Source organism: Flavobacterium magnesitis, assembly GCF_041729735.1.
Taxonomy (GTDB): Bacteria; Bacteroidota; Bacteroidia; order Flavobacteriales; family Flavobacteriaceae; genus Flavobacterium; species Flavobacterium magnesitis.
The window spans coordinates 146,018-162,761 of sequence record NZ_JBCFQK010000006.1 but is presented as its reverse complement, the minus strand read 5'-3'; the positions used below and the strand labels follow the sequence as shown (position 1 = coordinate 162,761).

The 16,744-nt window shown below is 32.8% G+C and carries 16 protein-coding genes; 6 read left to right on the top strand and 10 right to left on the bottom strand.

The features are described from left to right. The coding region (locus AAGV33_RS06535; RefSeq protein WP_373391158.1) for a carboxypeptidase-like regulatory domain-containing protein at nt 1–471 on the top strand (471 nt) is incomplete at its 5' end. Nucleotides 472–491: 20 nt separating this feature from the next. After that, nucleotides 492–800: a hypothetical protein gene (locus AAGV33_RS06530; protein WP_373391157.1), complete on the top strand. Its 309-nt coding sequence runs from the start codon at nt 492–494 to the stop codon at nt 798–800. A gap of 70 nt (nt 801–870) precedes the next feature. Here the strand turns inward: AAGV33_RS06530 and AAGV33_RS06525 are convergent, their stop codons facing one another. The 4 genes from AAGV33_RS06525 to AAGV33_RS06510 all read right to left on the bottom strand — a co-directional run bounded on the left by AAGV33_RS06525 (nt 871) and on the right by AAGV33_RS06510 (nt 6,325). After that, entirely contained in the window at nt 871–1,632 is a 762-nt protein-coding gene (locus AAGV33_RS06525; RefSeq protein ID WP_373391156.1) for a GLPGLI family protein, read from the bottom strand. Nucleotides 1,633–1,676: 44 nt separating this feature from the next. Beyond that, entirely contained in the window at nt 1,677–4,460 is a 2,784-nt protein-coding gene (locus AAGV33_RS06520) for an outer membrane beta-barrel protein (RefSeq protein ID WP_373391155.1), read from the bottom strand. 218 nt (nt 4,461–4,678) lie between these two features. Continuing rightward, on the bottom strand, nt 4,679–5,677 hold the full coding sequence (locus AAGV33_RS06515; RefSeq protein WP_373391154.1) for a glycosyltransferase family 9 protein: 999 nt from the start codon (nt 5,675–5,677) through the stop codon (nt 4,679–4,681). A gap of 42 nt (nt 5,678–5,719) precedes the next feature. Then, complete coding sequence (locus AAGV33_RS06510; protein WP_373391153.1) at nt 5,720–6,325, bottom strand: DUF4254 domain-containing protein; 606 nt, start codon at nt 6,323–6,325, stop codon at nt 5,720–5,722. 99 nt (nt 6,326–6,424) lie between these two features. Between AAGV33_RS06510 and upp the strand changes: the two genes are divergently transcribed. After that, complete coding sequence (gene upp / locus AAGV33_RS06505) at nt 6,425–7,078, top strand: uracil phosphoribosyltransferase (RefSeq protein ID WP_373391152.1); 654 nt, start codon at nt 6,425–6,427, stop codon at nt 7,076–7,078. Here the strand turns inward: upp and AAGV33_RS06500 are convergent. Further along, nucleotides 7,073–8,002: a hypothetical protein gene (locus tag AAGV33_RS06500; RefSeq protein ID WP_373391151.1), complete on the bottom strand. Its 930-nt coding sequence runs from the start codon at nt 8,000–8,002 to the stop codon at nt 7,073–7,075. The genes upp and AAGV33_RS06500 overlap by 6 nt on opposite strands. A gap of 145 nt (nt 8,003–8,147) precedes the next feature. Between AAGV33_RS06500 and AAGV33_RS06495 the strand changes: the two genes are divergently transcribed. Beyond that, nucleotides 8,148–8,378 (top strand): DUF6341 family protein, encoded by a 231-nt coding sequence (locus tag AAGV33_RS06495; protein WP_373391150.1) that lies wholly within the window; start codon nt 8,148–8,150, stop codon nt 8,376–8,378. 81 nt (nt 8,379–8,459) lie between these two features. Here the strand turns inward: AAGV33_RS06495 and purD are convergent, their stop codons facing one another. Then, the gene (purD, locus tag AAGV33_RS06490; protein WP_373391149.1) at nt 8,460–9,734 is read right to left on the bottom strand and encodes a phosphoribosylamine--glycine ligase; all 1,275 of its coding nucleotides are present in this window, start codon (nt 9,732–9,734) and stop codon (nt 8,460–8,462) included. Nucleotides 9,735–9,884: 150 nt separating this feature from the next. Here purD and AAGV33_RS06485 point away from each other — a divergent pair, with 150 nt between their 5' ends. Both AAGV33_RS06485 and AAGV33_RS06480 read left to right on the top strand, forming a co-directional pair. Next, on the top strand, nt 9,885–11,195 hold the full coding sequence (locus AAGV33_RS06485; RefSeq protein ID WP_373391148.1) for a phenylacetate--CoA ligase family protein: 1,311 nt from the start codon (nt 9,885–9,887) through the stop codon (nt 11,193–11,195). Between the two features lie 41 nt (nt 11,196–11,236). Beyond that, nucleotides 11,237–11,764: an ORF6N domain-containing protein gene (locus AAGV33_RS06480; protein WP_373391146.1), complete on the top strand. Its 528-nt coding sequence runs from the start codon at nt 11,237–11,239 to the stop codon at nt 11,762–11,764. Here AAGV33_RS06480 and AAGV33_RS06475 read toward each other — a convergent pair whose 3' ends face one another. Genes AAGV33_RS06475 through AAGV33_RS06460 form a run of 4 tightly spaced genes read right to left on the bottom strand, consistent with a single transcriptional unit; the run spans nt 11,765 to nt 16,709 of the window. Continuing rightward, a complete protein-coding gene (locus tag AAGV33_RS06475; RefSeq protein WP_373391145.1) occupies nt 11,765–12,532 on the bottom strand; it encodes a glycosyltransferase family 2 protein in 768 nt (255 codons plus the stop codon). Beyond that, entirely contained in the window at nt 12,532–13,515 is a 984-nt protein-coding gene (locus AAGV33_RS06470) for a UDP-glucuronic acid decarboxylase family protein (RefSeq protein WP_373391144.1), read from the bottom strand. Before AAGV33_RS06470 ends, AAGV33_RS06475 begins: the two co-directional genes overlap by 1 nt. A 24-nt stretch (nt 13,516–13,539) precedes the next feature. Beyond that, entirely contained in the window at nt 13,540–15,219 is a 1,680-nt protein-coding gene (locus tag AAGV33_RS06465; RefSeq protein ID WP_373391143.1) for a DUF6909 family protein, read from the bottom strand. After that, a complete protein-coding gene (locus tag AAGV33_RS06460; RefSeq protein ID WP_373391142.1) occupies nt 15,219–16,709 on the bottom strand; it encodes a GH3 auxin-responsive promoter family protein in 1,491 nt (496 codons plus the stop codon). The genes AAGV33_RS06465 and AAGV33_RS06460 overlap by 1 nt, the downstream gene beginning before the upstream one ends. Between the last annotated feature and the right edge of the window lie 35 nt (nt 16,710–16,744).

The window sequence follows — 16,744 nt, the reverse complement described above, 5'->3', positions numbered from 1 at the left end:
ACTACTACAATAAATTCATTTGCAAAAATAAATTCATCTTCAAAAATAGAAATTGTGTCTAATATCGATGAAAAAGAAAATATTTTACCAAAAGAAAATCAAAAAAAAGAACCCATTTTAGACAGTTTAAAAAATACTATTACGGGAAAAGTTATTGATATTGAATACAACTCACCTTTAGCAGGAGCAATTGTTACAATTAAAAACACTACAATTGAAACAACAACAGATTTTGACGGAAAGTTCAAACTTATAATTCCCGATAGTTTATTAACAGATAAAATCCATATTATAATCTTCTCAATAGGATACAAAAAAACTGAAACTATTATCGACAAATCCGAATTACTTCAAACTAAAGATTCTTTTATCATTTCAGTAGAACCAGAAGAAGCTTTACTCGGTGAAGTTATAATAATAAAAAAGAAAAGATGGTGGCAGTTTTGGAAAAATAAATTTTATAAACACTAATAATTTCAACTCCTCCAATCATGAAATCCATTCGAGAAATATTTAAGAACAATCCTTCGCTTCTTGACGAACCAGAAGTATCGAGACTTATAGAATATTGTGAGCAATTGCAAGATGAAATTGTAGAATTTAAATTCCAGAAAACAGACAATAAAGAGCTAGCCATGCTTGATATGCTTAAAGAAGTTATCAAGGGCTGCAACGCCATCGAAAAACAGCAAATGGAACACGAGCGTTTTGGGTTTGAAGCTCCAGCGTATCAGGAAACCATTTCGAATCTAAAAAGTTACATTTATGGTAGATGTAAAGACGAGAAAATTTATTTGTAGGTCATTGCGAGGAACGAAGCAATCACACGTCGACAGCATCAAATGAGATGGCGCCCGTTCCTCACAATGACTATAAAAAAGCATTCCACAAGAAAATATTTTTTTGCCTTTGAATTTCTTCTTTATCATCACCATAGCTGTACCAATCTTTTAATTTTTCTTCAAAAAGGGTTTTTAACTCCTTTAAATCATAGGTTTTTTTGGCTGTGATGGGTTTTATATCAGCTGGGTTAGTAAAAGAGACATCTACTTTAGTAGCAATATAGGAAGTATACAATCTTGGAATTGTGAGTCCTAAAATCATTCCTGGCAAACCATTTATAGAACATGGACCACCAGAAATGGTAATGTCATCCGTATAAAAAGCAAAAACATATACGTCGTCCATTATTTTGCCTACGGCTTTTCGGCAATTATAACCGGCTATTTCTCTGTTTTCATTGGTAATTTTCCATTCTATTTTATGAATGCTATCAACTATAACAAAATTAGTTCCTGCTATTTGTTTTTGCATATTCATCATTCCTGTATTAAAATCAAAATACCAACTGTTTTCTTCATCGGAGTCTTTCAGATATTTTGGAATTCTTGTTTTTGGACTCCATCTGTCAAATTTAAATATGCTTTTATTCTCAGAAAAAGTATAATTGAAATATGAAATTTTAAGATCGGAGAGATTGTCTTTCATCATTTCATCCCAACTATCATTGCTCATCGTTTTTTTGAGATTGGTATTTACTTCATATTCAATGACAGCTTTATCTACAAATTGCTGTGCATTTGACCTGGTTGTAAAAATAAGTGTTACAATTATAAAATATATTACTTTCATCCTTTGTAAGTTATTAGTTCTGAGTTGTGAAATTGTCATTGAAATTATTTTTTTGCTTTTTCTCCCCCATTTTTGAAATTCCAGGTAAAACCTATCATAGCATATCTTCTAAGCCTGTCGTTTTGTTCCTGACTGATGGTATTTTCATATACATTTCTTTGTATACCAATATTTTGATTCAAAATATCGCGTACCATAAAATAGGCGGTAAACTCATCGTTTTTAAAGGTGCGTTGCAATCTTGCATTCCACAATTGATTGGTCAGATTGTCTTGAAAATCGACTGTTTTTTGTCTGGTATTTAAATTGTAATCGGTAGCTATTTTCCACTTTTCAGCAAAGAAAACTCCTATATCTAAATTCAAATTATTAGTGTTAAAGGATTTGATTTCATCATTTTGAGAAGTACTATTTCTATTAAATGAAAACCTATTACTTAAACTAATATCGTATTGCTTTTGTTTAAATTTACTTAAATAAACGGAGAGTCCTGTGTTTAAATTCTTAGCACTACCCATTTTATCATTAATGCTAAGTACTGATTTATTATAGCCAAAAGAAGGACTAAAATCAGCTCTCATATCTAATTTCTTGATTTTTAATCCATATCCCAAATAAAAATTCCCTGAAAAATTTCCATTGGTATTTATGGGTCTGGAAACTGTTTTGGCCGTTTCAGGATCAATTACTCTGCTATAGATAATTGCATTACTTGTTGTGCTGAAATTTAGTCCCTGATAAATTTGAGTTTCCGTCAGCATATCATAACTGCCCTGGTTGATGTTAATATTATTAGTAAAAGATTGCTTTAAATCTGGATTTCCCACCGTTTGATTAAAAAAGTCCTGATTGTTTCTCAATGGTTGTAATTGATCTAGTGTAGGCTGTCTTGTTGATCCCTGATAATTAAACCTTAAACTACTGTTGCTTTTATACTTGTAAGAGAAATTTGCTGAAGGAAAAAAGTTAGTATAACTACGTTTGTATTGTTTATCCATAGTTTTATCTAACAAATCAAAAGAAGTAAACCCAAAACCACTTCCAATGCTATAATTAATTTTTTTAGCATTATAACTCAATTTTAAATTGGGTCTGTGAGTGATTATAGTTTGCTCAAACTCATTTGACAATGAAGACACTAATTGATCATATCTTCCTGTATCTTCAGAATAATCATAGGTAAAATAGTTGTTTTTACCTTTATCATAAGCAATTTGGTAAGCAAATTGAAGTGATATTTGTTTAGCAATAGGTTCAGAATAACTAAAACTGGCTGAAAAATTCTGACTTGTTCTATCACCTATTTTATTTTGATTGATAGTATCTTTTGCAGCAAGAACTCCATCTACATAACTTTCATTAGAAGATTTTAAAAAATTATCTGAGTTGGTATTCAGCATACTCCAACTACTATTTAATGAAAATGTACGACGCGCTTTAGCAAACTTATGCTTGAATAAAAAACCGGCTGATAAAGCAGACTTATCCGAATTAGTGGTGAATAAACGCTGCTGTTTGTTTTTTAATATTCCGTCATTTCCTGTGGTAGTTCCATCTGTAAATTCATCACTATCTGTATCATAAAAATTAGTTCTGGCAGAGAATTTTATAGAATTTACCGAATCTAATTTCACATCATAAACCGCATTGAGTTTAAAATTACTCCTGTCAACATTGGTTACTGTAGACCGGTTTTCATTTAATTGGGTATCTCCCACCTGCGTTTGGGAAATTCTGCTACTATTATTGGTATAAATCTGATTATTGAATTTGGGTGAAACATTCAGGTTTTGTTTGTCATTCCACTTGTTAGTGTACTGCAATCCTGCATTGGTATTTTTGATAAATCCGTTTTGCGTATTGATACGGGGTTCTCCGTCATTATTATCACCCACCCATTCATAGCTTACATTTCCATCATCATCCATGTTCATGCTAATGTTGTTGTCACGAGCTCCAAATTTCTCACTGTCTTCCCAGCCCAGTCCATCCTGACCAGTGTTTCCGTTTAATAAAAAGGCAGATAATTTCCTTTTGCCTTTAAAACTGCTAAACATCAAATTAGTATTATATCTGGAATCGGCATCCGTAAACGGCTGATTAGCTCCGTCTATTTTACCAAAATACCCTTTCTTCTTATCTTCTTTTAATTTCAGGTTGATTGTTTTTTGGGTTTTTCCATCGTCAATTCCTGTAAATTCGGCCAGTTCACTTTTTTTATCAAATACCTGAACTTCTTTTACTGCATCGGCTCTTAAGTTTTTTACCGCCATACCAGGATCGTCGCCAAAAAATTCCTCACCATCTACCAATACTTTTTGTACCGTTTCACCCATAGCTTTTATGGCTCCATTTCTATCTACTTGAATACCTGGTAATTTTTTAAGTAATTCTTCCACATTGGCATTAGCATCTACTATAAAATCACTAGCTCTGTAACTGGTGGTATCGCCTTTAATTCTTATTGAACCTGTTTTAATAACTACTTCTCTTAAAAGTTCTATTTTGCTCATCAAAGAGATTGTTCCTAACTTTTTTTCGTTTTCACCCATAGTGATCATATCTACATAATCGGCATATTGATTATGGGAAGTCATCAGTATATACTCTCCTGATTTTACATTTTTGAGATTAAATTTACCATCCTTACCTGAGCGGGTAAACCGGTATAAAACAGAATCTATAGGGGTTAATAAAGCTACAACTGAATTGTAAACTGGTGTTTTTTCATTATTATCAGTTATAATACCTGAAATAGTTGCTTTTTGAGAAAAGACTGAAAATGAAAATAATAAGAAAATTGTAACTAGCCCTACAGTTTTTTTCATAAATAGTTATGCTATAAATATTGATATTTTCAAGATTTTAAAAACATTAATCGAATATGCCTCTGTTTTTCTTGATTTTGCTTTAGTTGTAAGACCTAACTCACAGCGAGCCAAAGTAATATATTTAACATTACAATTTTAAAACAGGTTTGTTAAATAATTGATAAAATTATTCTTTCAAAAAAAATTATGGATTTTATTTAACTCCCTTGTTTATACTATTTTAAAATTGCTACAATAGAATCAACCGGAATAGTTCGCATGGCCTCTTCGTAGCCATCAACAATTTTATTTCCGTAAACCGAAGTAGGTAATTTAGGGAACAAATTTCTATCGGAAACCAACGCATTTTGGAGTGGTTGATTAAATGGTGCAAAACCAGCAAAAGGATGTGTAGCGCCCCAAAGTGTAACTACTTTTACTCCTAACATGGCTGCAATATGGGCATTTCCAGAATCCATAGAAAGCATCACATCGAGATTACTAATAAGTTGTAATTCTTGTTGAAATTTGACTTTTCCCGCCATATTGATGACGTTTTTGTATGGAGACGAAATGGAATCTAAGATTTCGATTTCTTTCTTTCCTCCACCAAAAAGCAGAATTTTATTGTCTGGATTTTCAGCTAATTTAGCAATTACTTCCCGCATTAAATCCAAAGGATAGACTTTAGATTCATATTGAGCAAAAGGTGCAATTCCGATTAATTTCTGATAATTTTCACCTACTATCGAAACAATTTCAGGACTTAAAATAGCTTTTTCAGGAAATTCAGGATTCGATAAATCTACAGTAAAACCTAATTTTTGAAATACCTGAATATGGTTTTCGAACATTGTTGGCAATGGCTCAAACAGCTTATTTTCGGCAGCGGTTAATGCTTTTTTACCTTCCCTTCCTTTATCAACGGCTGCTACTTTTTTCCCGCTTAAAGCAAAAAGTGTTCGTGCCACTTTGGAACGAAGCACATTATGCAAATCAGCAAAAGCATCGATTTTTAATTGTTTCAAATCACTAAACAAGCGCAGTAAACCTAAAAAACCATTATGACGTTCTTTTTCGTCAAAAGCAAAAAAAGAAAGATTGGGAATTCCGTCAAAAAAAGGCTTGAAAAAGGGTCGGGAAACCACTGTAATTTGAACCGTTGGATATTGTTTTACAAAAGCTCTTAAAACAGGAACCGTCATGGCAACATCTCCCATTGCGGAGAGTCTCATGACGGCGATATGCTTTATTTTTGGAGTCAACTGACTTTTCAATTATTTCTTCCCTTGGTACAAAACAGGATTCAATTCGTCGTCATTGTACATTTTCATTTGCTTGTACACTTTCATGAATTTATATCCGTTTTCAATATCTGTCAACAAATCATCAATTGCTGTAGACAAATCAGTTCTTTGTTCTAAAAGTATATTTAGTTTTTCCTGACATTTGTCTCTGTGTTCTTGCGAAGCCTCTGCACGATTAGCTTCTTCAGCCATGTGGTAAATTTTCAATGCTAAAATTGACAATCTGTCAAATGCCCAAGCCGGACTTTCTGAATTGATTTTAGCTTCTTCTTTTACATGTATTTTGTTATATTTTTGTAGAAAATAACTATCAATATATTCCACCATATCCGTACGTTCCTGATTAGAAGCATCGATTCTTCTTTTCAAAGTCAAAGCCGCAACCGGATCAATTTGTGGATCACGAATAATGTCTTCAAAATGCCATTGCACCGTGTCAATCCAGTTTTTTAAATACAATAAATGCTCAAACTTTTCCTTTGGATAAGGATTGTTTATGGGTTGATCTACATTATCAAATTGGTGATAATCTTTTATACTTTGCTCAAAAACGGAATAAGCTAATTTTGAAAACATATTTATCTTTTTATTTAGACAAAGATACTTTTTATACTTTTATAAAAAAATTACATTTTAACTTTCTGTTTATCATTCCTAACACACAATAATTCTCTTATGAAAATCCATCATCTATCAGAAAAAAACAGCATTTTAAATCATTTTTTAGGAGAAATAAGAGATGTAAATATCCATAAAGATTCCATGCGATTTAGACGAAATATCGAACGCATTGGCGAAATTATGGCGTATGAATTGAGCAAAGAATTAGATTATAAAGCCATCGAAATTCAAACTCCAATAGGAATCAAAAAAACAACTCAAATTACCAATCCTATTGTGCTTTGTTCCATTTTAAGAGCGGGTTTAAGTATGCATTTGGGATTTTTAAATTATTTTGACCAAGCCGAAAACGGATTCATTTCCGCCTACAGGCACCATCCTAATAATGATGATTTTTTTGAGATAAAAGTCGAATACCAGGCTATTGCTGATATTACTGATAAATGTTTGTTATTAATCGATCCAATGTTGGCTACGGGTCAATCAATAGTTGCCGTTTACAATAAGTTGATCGAAAGAGGAATGCCAAAAACGATTCATATTGCCGTGACAATAGCTGTTCCGGAAGGCATTGCTTATCTGGAAAAACATTTGCCTGACAGCTGCCATTTGTGGATAGGTGCTTTAGACGAAAAACTAAATGAACATAATTATATTGTTCCAGGTCTTGGAGATGCTGGCGATTTGGCTTACGGAATCAAATTATAATTGAGAGAAAAAAGCAAATAAACTACACAACATCAATACCCCTAAAGCGAGTTCTTGATTTAATTTCAACTGAGGCATTTCGATATGATTGGTCGCCATCATTGCTAAAGGAGCAATTGTAAAAACCAATAAATCATTGCTTTTATTTGCCGAAATCACATAAATAATGATTCCAATAAAAAAAGCAAACAAAATTTTCTTGAACGAAGCATGCAACAATAACGGTCTGGAAGGCAAAGTCATTAGCATCGAAATAACAAAAAACAAAGCCACTGTGGCATAAATAGACAACGCCGCATTCTGGTAATTATTCGTAAAATAATCAATACTGAAATTAGTTTCTACTCCATTAGTTATATAGCTAATCGCATCGGAATTGAATACTAAAGAATACACTGCAAAAATAATGGCTATAGCAAAAAAGGCAATAAAAGGTAAAAGCCAATTTCTATAATCTCCTGAAACATGCGAAATAATAGAAACAAACACCAATACCAAATACAAAATACACCAAAAATGAAATAAGGAAGCAACAAAAATCCATAAAGAAGCGTCAAATATTTTCTCTTTGGAAGCCTTTTGAGATTGTAACGAAATTAGTCTTCGAAAAGCCAAAAGAATAAAAAAGTTGGAAAAAACCAGATTGATATCATCAAAAAGTGAAGGAAAAAAAAGGAGAAACAACATAAAGAACAAAACGCTGTAAGCACTGTCTTTACTCAGGTCGTTTTTTTTGGCTATAAAATTAGTTATCAATGCCGAAGCCAAAATAACCAATCCAATTCCAATTTTTTTAAAAACTAAAATAGCCGAATGTGACCAAGCTAAATCTTGAATTTGATAGATGAAATCGAAAAACAGGATCAAAAATACAACTAATGAAAAATTTAATGGTGTAGATTTTTTAAAAACACTTGTAATCATAAGGATATTTTATACTTTTGTGACTGTAAATATAATACTTGTTTAAAAAGGAAACGAGCTAAGCTACAATTTTATTGAGAAAATGAAATTTTTAATTGCAAGACCTTTTTTCTAAAAACGATTAATAAAATTTAAATACTATATCATGAAAGCATTTTTTGAAGGAATACAATCTCTTTTTGTAGATTTTCTTTTTATACCATTAGATGGATTACGCTCTTTAGAGTTAAGCCACTGGTTTGTAGCAAACACAATTAACTGGATTTTTATGATTATCTGTGCGGTTGCAATGGTTTACTGGATTAAACAATTACGTATTTTTGATGATGCAGGAACTGAAAATCAAGATACTACTGCACACTCTTTCTTTAAATAAGAATAGAAACTAAACGAATAAAAAAATCGAATTGCACTTTAAAATGCAATTCGATTTTTTTTATTTAAATAGGATTCAATTTTAAACTAAATCGAAACCAATATCTTTTCTAAAATACACATTGTCAAAATGGATTGCTTCAATGTTTTGGTACGATTGTGCCAAAGCTTCCTGGAAAGAATCACCATAAGAAGTAACTGCTAGTACTCTTCCTCCATTAGTAACAACATTTCCGTTATCCAATTTTGTTCCTGCATGGAAAACAATCGAATTATTCACGTTTTCTAAACCAGTAATTACTTTTCCTTTTTCAAAATCTTCTGGATATCCGCCTGAAACAAGCATTACAGTTGTCGCGCTTCTTGGATCTATTTCTAATTCAATTTTGTCTAATTTTTCGTTTGCTACAGCCAAAAACAATTCAACCAAATCCGTTTTCAATCTTGGAACAACTACTTCCGTTTCCGGATCTCCCATTCGAACATTGTATTCAATTACAATTGGTTCGTTTTTAACATTGATTAAACCAATAAAAACAAAACCTTTATATGGAATTCCATCTTTTTGGAAACCTTCAATCGTAGGTTTTACAATGCGAGTTTCAATTTTTTCCATCAACACCGCATCAACATAAGGAACTGGAGAAACGGCTCCCATTCCACCCGTATTCAGTCCTGCATCACCTTCACCAATACGTTTGTAATCTTTAGCTGTTGGTAAAATTTTATAGCTTTTTCCGTCAGTAAGTACAAAACAGCTCAATTCAATTCCGTCCAAAAATTCTTCGATAACTACTTTTGAACTCGCAGCACCAAATTTTTGACCTACCAACATGTTTCTTAATTCTTCTTTGGCTTCAGCCAAATCATGAATAATCAAAACTCCTTTTCCAGCTGCTAAACCATCAGCTTTCAATACGTAAGGTGGTTGCAAAGTTTCTAAGAAATCACATCCTTTTTCTACAGTTTCTGCAGTAAAACTATCATAAGCAGCCGTTGGAATTTTATGTTTTACCAAAAATTCTTTAGCAAACTCTTTACTTCCTTCTAATTGTGCTCCAATTTTTGAAGGACCAATTACTGGAACATGACTCAATTGAGCGTCATTCAAGAAAAAGTCATAAATACCTTTTACTAATGGATCTTCAGGACCTACCACAACCATTTCGATCTTTTCGGCAATAACCAAAGCTTTAATAGCTTCAAAATCGGTCACAGCAATCGCAACATTAGTGGCAATTTTAGCAGTTCCAGCATTTCCAGGCGCCATAAAAAGGGTATCACAAAGTGGACTTTGAACCATTTTCCATGCAAACGCATGCTCTCTTCCGCCTGAACCCAATAGTAATATATTCATGTCTTTTAATTTTAGTTGCAAAAACTCATTTTTAGAGTGCTGCAAAAATAATTGCTTTTGAACTTAAAAAATAATTATTTTTTAAAAAGTTGTCGATTCTTCCCCTTTAGTTCTTGTTATAATATTATTTTTGAAGAAATAAACGCTGGCATGTTTTCTATTTTCGACATTACGCTGCAATTAAATGCTTTCCCAATTAAGAAAGCAAAATCCGATTTGGACAAAATAGTTGCGCTTTCTCCTCAAGAAAAAAAGCAATTTACTGAAAATCAGAAACAAGCTATTGTTGAATTTCATTTAGAAAACAATGCTTTTTATCAAAAATTAGTTGGTTCTAAAAAGTATACAAACTGGGAAGATTTACCTATTTTAAACAAAACCAATCTTCAAAGTCCTTTAGGATCCCGACTTTCAAAAGGTTTTACAACCAAAAACTGTTACATCAACAAAACTTCTGGTTCCAGCGGTACGCCTTTTATTTTTGCCAAAGACAAATACACTCACGCGCTTACTTGGGCTTCCAATATGTATCGTTTTGGTTGGTTTGGAATCGATTTTAATCGGTCGCTACAAGCGCGATTTTATGGAATTCCGCTGGATTTTATGGGTTACAAAAAAGAACGTTTTAAGGACTTTTTAAGCAAACGTTTCCGATTTCCTATTTTTGATTTATCGGATGCCGTTTTAGAAAAAATACTGAAAAAATTTCAGAATACAAAATTCGATTACCTCAACGGTTATACCAGTTCGATTGTTTTGTTTGCTAAATTTTTGCGAAAGCGAAACCTCATCTTAAAAGAAATTTGTCCTACTTTGAAAGTGTGTATGGTCACTTCCGAAATGCTTTTTGAAGACGACAAGAAATTATTAGAAACACAATTCGGAATTCCAATTATCAATGAATATGGGGCATCCGAATTGGATTTAATTGCTTTTGAAAACCCTGAAGGCGAATGGCAAATCAATGCCGAAACTCTTTTTGTGGAAATCCTGAACGAAAAAAATCAAATTTTACCCTACGGATCAGTTGGTCGAATTGTAATTACTTCTTTGTTCAACAAAGCGCATCCGTTTATTCGTTATGACATAGGTGATATCGGGATTTTGGACGAAAAAAGTACTTTGGAAAAACCCATTTTGAAACAACTTATTGGTCGAACTAATGATGTTGCGATACTTCCAAGTGGCAAAAAATCACCAGGATTGACTTTTTATTACGTAACCAAATCCATTATTGAAGATGATGGAAATGTTAAAGAATTTATCATCAAACAACGAAAAATCGATCATTTTGAAATTGAATATGTAAGCGAAACCATATTAGATTTGGTACAGATTCAAAAGATAAAAGAAGCCATAACTTTATATTTAGAGCCCAACTTACATTTTAAATTTATTAGAAAAAATACTTTGGAAAGGACCGCAAGAGGAAAACTAAAACAATTTACATCATTTTTATAATGTAAATAAAATCGTATATTAGTATTTTAAAATATTAAACGATGGACTCTAAACTTATTCTTTCGGAAGAAACAATTTCTAACAGCATTTACTACATTAGAAATCAAAAAGTGATGTTAGACCGAGATTTGGCAGCACTTTATGGAATTGAAACAAGAGTTTTAAAACAAGCTGTAAGAAGAAATATATCGAGATTTCCAGATGATTTTATGTTTGAATTGTCTAAAAATGAATTTGAAAATTGGAGATCACAATTTGTGATCTCCAATTCAGACAAAATGGGTTTACGTTATGCTCCAATGGTTTTCACTGAACATGGCATTTTAATGCTTTCCAGCGTTTTGAATAGCGAAAAAGCAATTCAGACCAACATTCAAATTATGCGAATTTTTACCAAAGTAAGACAAATGCTTCTTGACACCACAGAAATGAAATTGGATATTGTTCAAATCCAGAAAAAACTGGAAAATCAAGGCAAAAATATTGAATTGGTTTTCTCCTATTTAGATGAGCTAACCGAGAAAAAAGAGGAGCAAAAACCAAGAACAAAAATTGGATACAAAAAATAGTTAAATCGCCTTAGAATAACACCGTTTTATGACTAATTGGGTAAATAAAAAGCCAATCATACACAACATAGAAACGACTAAGTTAAAGCCATGAAACTGTCTGTAAACTGCAAAATTATATTGAATTAAAGCAGTTTTAGAAGTCGACAACGAATTCTCCCGAATGCGATAAAAAGCCAAACTTTCAGGAACTGGTTTTGCTGTTTTTATTTTCTTTAAAATTGTCAACCAATGCATCCAATCTTGGCGTTTTCGGATATTTGAAATACTGATTTTTCCAAAATATTCCACATCATAAATCCCAGTCAAATTCCCCACATAATTACAGAAAAACAATTGGCGATAGGATAAATTCCGTGGCGCTTCGATTCTTCTGTTTAATGAATTTCCTTGCTCATCGATACAATCATAAAACGAAAAAGTAAATGGCTGGTTATGCGTTTGCATGAAATTAATTTGCTTTTCTAATTTATCCGATTTCCACAAATCATCGGCATCCAGAAATGAAATATACTTTCCATTGGCTTTTGCCAAAGCAAAATTTCGAGCTACTCCAGTTCCGGAATTTTTTTCTAACGGATAAAATTGAATTCTTTTATCCGTTAGAAAAGAAGTTATTATTGTTTGGGTTTTATCAGTCGAACCGTCGTCAACTAATAGCATTTCCCAGTTTTGATAGGTTTGATTTTGGACAGAAATAATAGTATCTGAAATGTATTTCTCAGAATTGAATGTTGGAATAATTACAGATACTAAAGGCTTTTCCATTACTTAATATAATCAGTAAAATCTTTATGCTCTTCTTTAGAAAGTTCTTCTGGAGACAAAGATTTGAAATACTCATAGGTAATTTTCATACCTTCAGAACGACCAACTTTAGCTTCCCAACCTAATAATTCTTTAGCTTTTGTAGTATCAGGTTGACGTTGCAAAGGATCATTTATTGGCAATGGATGATAAACTACTTTTTGATTGGTTCCTGTTAATTTAATGATTTCTTCGGCAAAATCTTTAATGGTAATTTCGTCTGGATTTCCAATGTTTACGGGATACACATAATCTGAATGCAGTAATCTATAAATTCCTTCCACCTGATCGTCAACATAGCAAAATGAACGTGTTTGCAATCCATTACCAAAAATCGTTAAATCCTCACCACGAATAGCCTGACCAATAAATGCCGGAATTACACGACCGTCGTTAAGACGCATTCTTGGACCATACGTATTAAAAATTCGAACAATTCTAGTCTCTACGCCGTGAAAAGTATGATACGCCATCGTAATGGATTCCTGAAAACGTTTGGCTTCGTCATAAACGCCTCTTGGTCCTATCGTATTTACATTTCCATAATATTCTTCCGTTTGTGGATGCACCAATGGATCTCCATATACTTCAGAAGTAGAAGCAATCAAAATTCTGGCTTTTTTTACTCTTGCTAATCCTAATAAATTATGCGTTCCAAGAGAACCCACTTTCAAAGTCTGAATTGGAATTTTAAGATAATCAATTGGACTTGCCGGTGAAGCAAAATGTAAAATATAATCTAATTGTCCAGGAACGTGAACAAATTTGGTAATATCATGATGGTAAAATTCAAAATTTTCCAGTTTGAACAAATGTTCTATATTTTTCAAATCTCCCGTAATGAGATTATCCATTCCTATAACAAAATAACCTTCTTTGATAAAACGATCGCATAAATGAGAACCTAAAAATCCCGCAGCACCTGTAATCAATATTCTTTTCATAAGTATATGTTCATCAATTATTTTCTAACTGATATTAAAAATTTGTTCTAATATTTTAATGGTAATCAAATAAGTGGGTTTTACACCAGTAGTTCCTAATCCGCCTGAAGCCAAAGTACTTCCTGTTTCTAACGGATTATCCGACGCATAGTACGCATAACGCACTTTGACATCTTTTGGGATACTTTTTCTAATTTTAGAAGCCGATTGTATCGCTTTTTGATAATGTGAACCTTCCATTTCCAATCCAATTACACTCCAGGTTGATTCGTGGAAGAATTTCAGCAAATCTCTATTTTGCAGCGAAGTTCCCAAAACGGTAACCATCGAACCCGAAAAAACAGCAATATCATTGCCTTCAAACATTTCAGGAATTAATTCATTTTCGAAAAAATAATTATCCGCTGTTCCCTCATTGATGTGTGCATTCGGAATCATAATATCGCCTTTGTCTCCTTCCAGAATCCCAGCTTTTCCCATAATTGAAACCGACTGGACATTGAGTAAAATATTCTTTTTATAAGGCTTCAATAATTCATCAACAGTTTCATAGGCTTGTTCGCCAAAAGCATAATCCATTACAATCAATACTGGTTTTTCATCTCCAAAATTAGCATTTGGAAAAGAAGTTGTTGCCCAATCAATCTTGGCTGTATCAAAAATTTGGACATCAATATTAGTTCCTGCAGTTTCAGGCAAGAAAATCATGCCTTGTTTTAAAGCAACTTCTTTGACCTTGTTTCGAACTTCATAAGCGGAAGATTTACTTAATTCTCCAAAAACCTCAAAATCAGACTTGCCTTTAAAAGTAGTTTTTAAAGCATTTTTAGCAAAAATAGAATTCATAACCGAGTGCATATTGGCACTAATAATATGAATAGGACGACCTAAAAGTTGATTTTCCTTTAAAACCTCCTTAATGTGTGTTGCCCATATTTCGCCATGAATATGATGTCCTAAACGTTCTCGGAGAATAGGACTAAAAGTAATCGTTCTTTTGTTGTTAGTTAATACTTCTTCGATGGCTAATTTTCCCAACCAAAAAATAATATGTAAAAAACGATCCGGAACTTCCTCTGAAGCAAAATCATCATAAATTTCTAATACATCTTCAAAAGTTCTGGCTAGAATATTTGCTGCATGCGAAATAGCAATTTCCTTTTCGATTAACGATAATTTTTCGTTTTTTAAAACTGCTTGTTCCAGTTTCAACCAATCGCGCGAAACTTCGCCTCCATCGTCTAATAAAACACGATTTTTTATCTTATGTGATTCTATAAAAATAAACGTCAAATGCGTCAAAATATCATAAATATCCGAACGGCCACGAGTTATTTCGACATTCATTTGCTCTTCGTCAATTCGGTAACAATTACGTCTTCTTTTAGGCGGAATTATCGCTTGAAAATGGGATTTAGAATAGCCTTCATCTGAAGTTAAATTGATAAAACGACATTCTTCAATTCCTACTGGCAATCGCTCAATAACGTACAAAAGTCCTTTTAATTCTACTTTTTCGTCAGCAATATTTCCATAGATTTCGGGACGCAAAGTCATTAATGCTTCTCGCAAAGTATCGCCCGAAATTCCCATCGGTTTATAAAAACCTCTATTGAACAAATGACGCATCGTAATGTACATTTTTTCAATAGCTGCCGATGATTCCTGAGCTCTGGTTCTCGATATGTTTTTACCTTCTTTCATTAGTTATTTTTTGATAAAACATCAGCAATTTTTCTATCATTAGAAAGCCTTGGAATTTTATTTTGACCTCCTAATTTACCAATGGATTTCATGTATTCCTGAAAACCGTTTTTTGGTACTTTGGTAACAACCACTTTTTGTAAAATATTTCCAACTATCAAATCGTCGTAGTAAATATTTTGCTTGCGCATGGCTTTGTCTATTGCTTCCGCAAAAGTAACGCTGTTTTCAGGTTCGTTTTCAAATTCAATAAACCATTCGTGATACGGCAAACCACTTTCAGGATTGATTTGTGGCGCCACGGTAAATTCATTTACACGAATATTGGTTCCTTCCATCGCTTCCTGCAAAGCGCTTTCGACTTCCTTGCCAATAACATGTTCGCCAAAAGCCGAAATATAATGTTTGATTCGTCCCGAAACAATTACTCTGTACGGTTTTAGGCTGGTAAACTGAACGGTATCGCCAATATTATACGCCCAAAGTCCTGCATTGGTAGAAATAATCATGACATAATTCACGCCCAATTCGATTTCTCCAATTGTATAACGCCTCGGGTTTTCAGTATAAAATTCATCCGATTTTATAAATTCGTAAAAAATCCCAGCATTCAACAACAACAACATTCCTTTTTCCTTTTGTGAATCCTGATAAGCAAAAAATCCTTCTGAAGCTGGAAATAATTCAATACTGTCTACTTTTCTTCCAATTAAATTTTCAAACTTGGCTCTGTACGGTTCATAATTAACACCGCCATAAATAAACAAATTGAAATTTTTAAAAATGTCACCAACAGGCTTTCCTCCTTTTTGCTGCAAACGCTCAAAATACATTTGCACCCAAGACGGAATTCCCGAAATAACCGTCATATTCTCATCAAAAGTTTCTTCGACAATGGCATCAATTTTAGTTTCCCAATCTTCAATACAATTGGTTTCCCAGGAAGGCATGCGGTTTTTTTGCAAATATTTTGGAACAAAATGCGCTACGATTCCAGAAAGTCGTCCAAATTTAATTCCGTATTTTTCTTCTAAAATGGGACTTCCTTGTAAAAAAATCATTTTTCCATCTACAAAATCGGCTTTGCCCGTTTCATTAATGTAATGCAAAATAGCATTTCGGGCAGCTTCAATATGATACGGCATAGATTCTTTAGTCAACGGAATGTATTTAGCTCCCGAAGTAGTTCCCGAAGTTTTAGCAAAATACAAGGGTTTGCCTTTCCACAACACATTTTCCTCACCTTTTACTACTTTTTCCACATACGATTTTAAATCTTCGTAATCCCGAATGGGTACTTTTTTGGCAAAATCTTCGGTGGTTTTAATTTGGTCAAAATGATGGTCTTTGCCAAATTGCGTTTGTTGCGCATCTTTGATTAAACTTTCAAAAACTGCTTGTTGAGTCGCCACAGGATTCTTTGACCAAAGCTGTGTTTTTTTATAAATATTTTTAGCAAATAGTTTTGCCGCTATTGATTTTATTGACATTTCGTTTTGCTGATTATAAATTTGTTGAGAAAAAA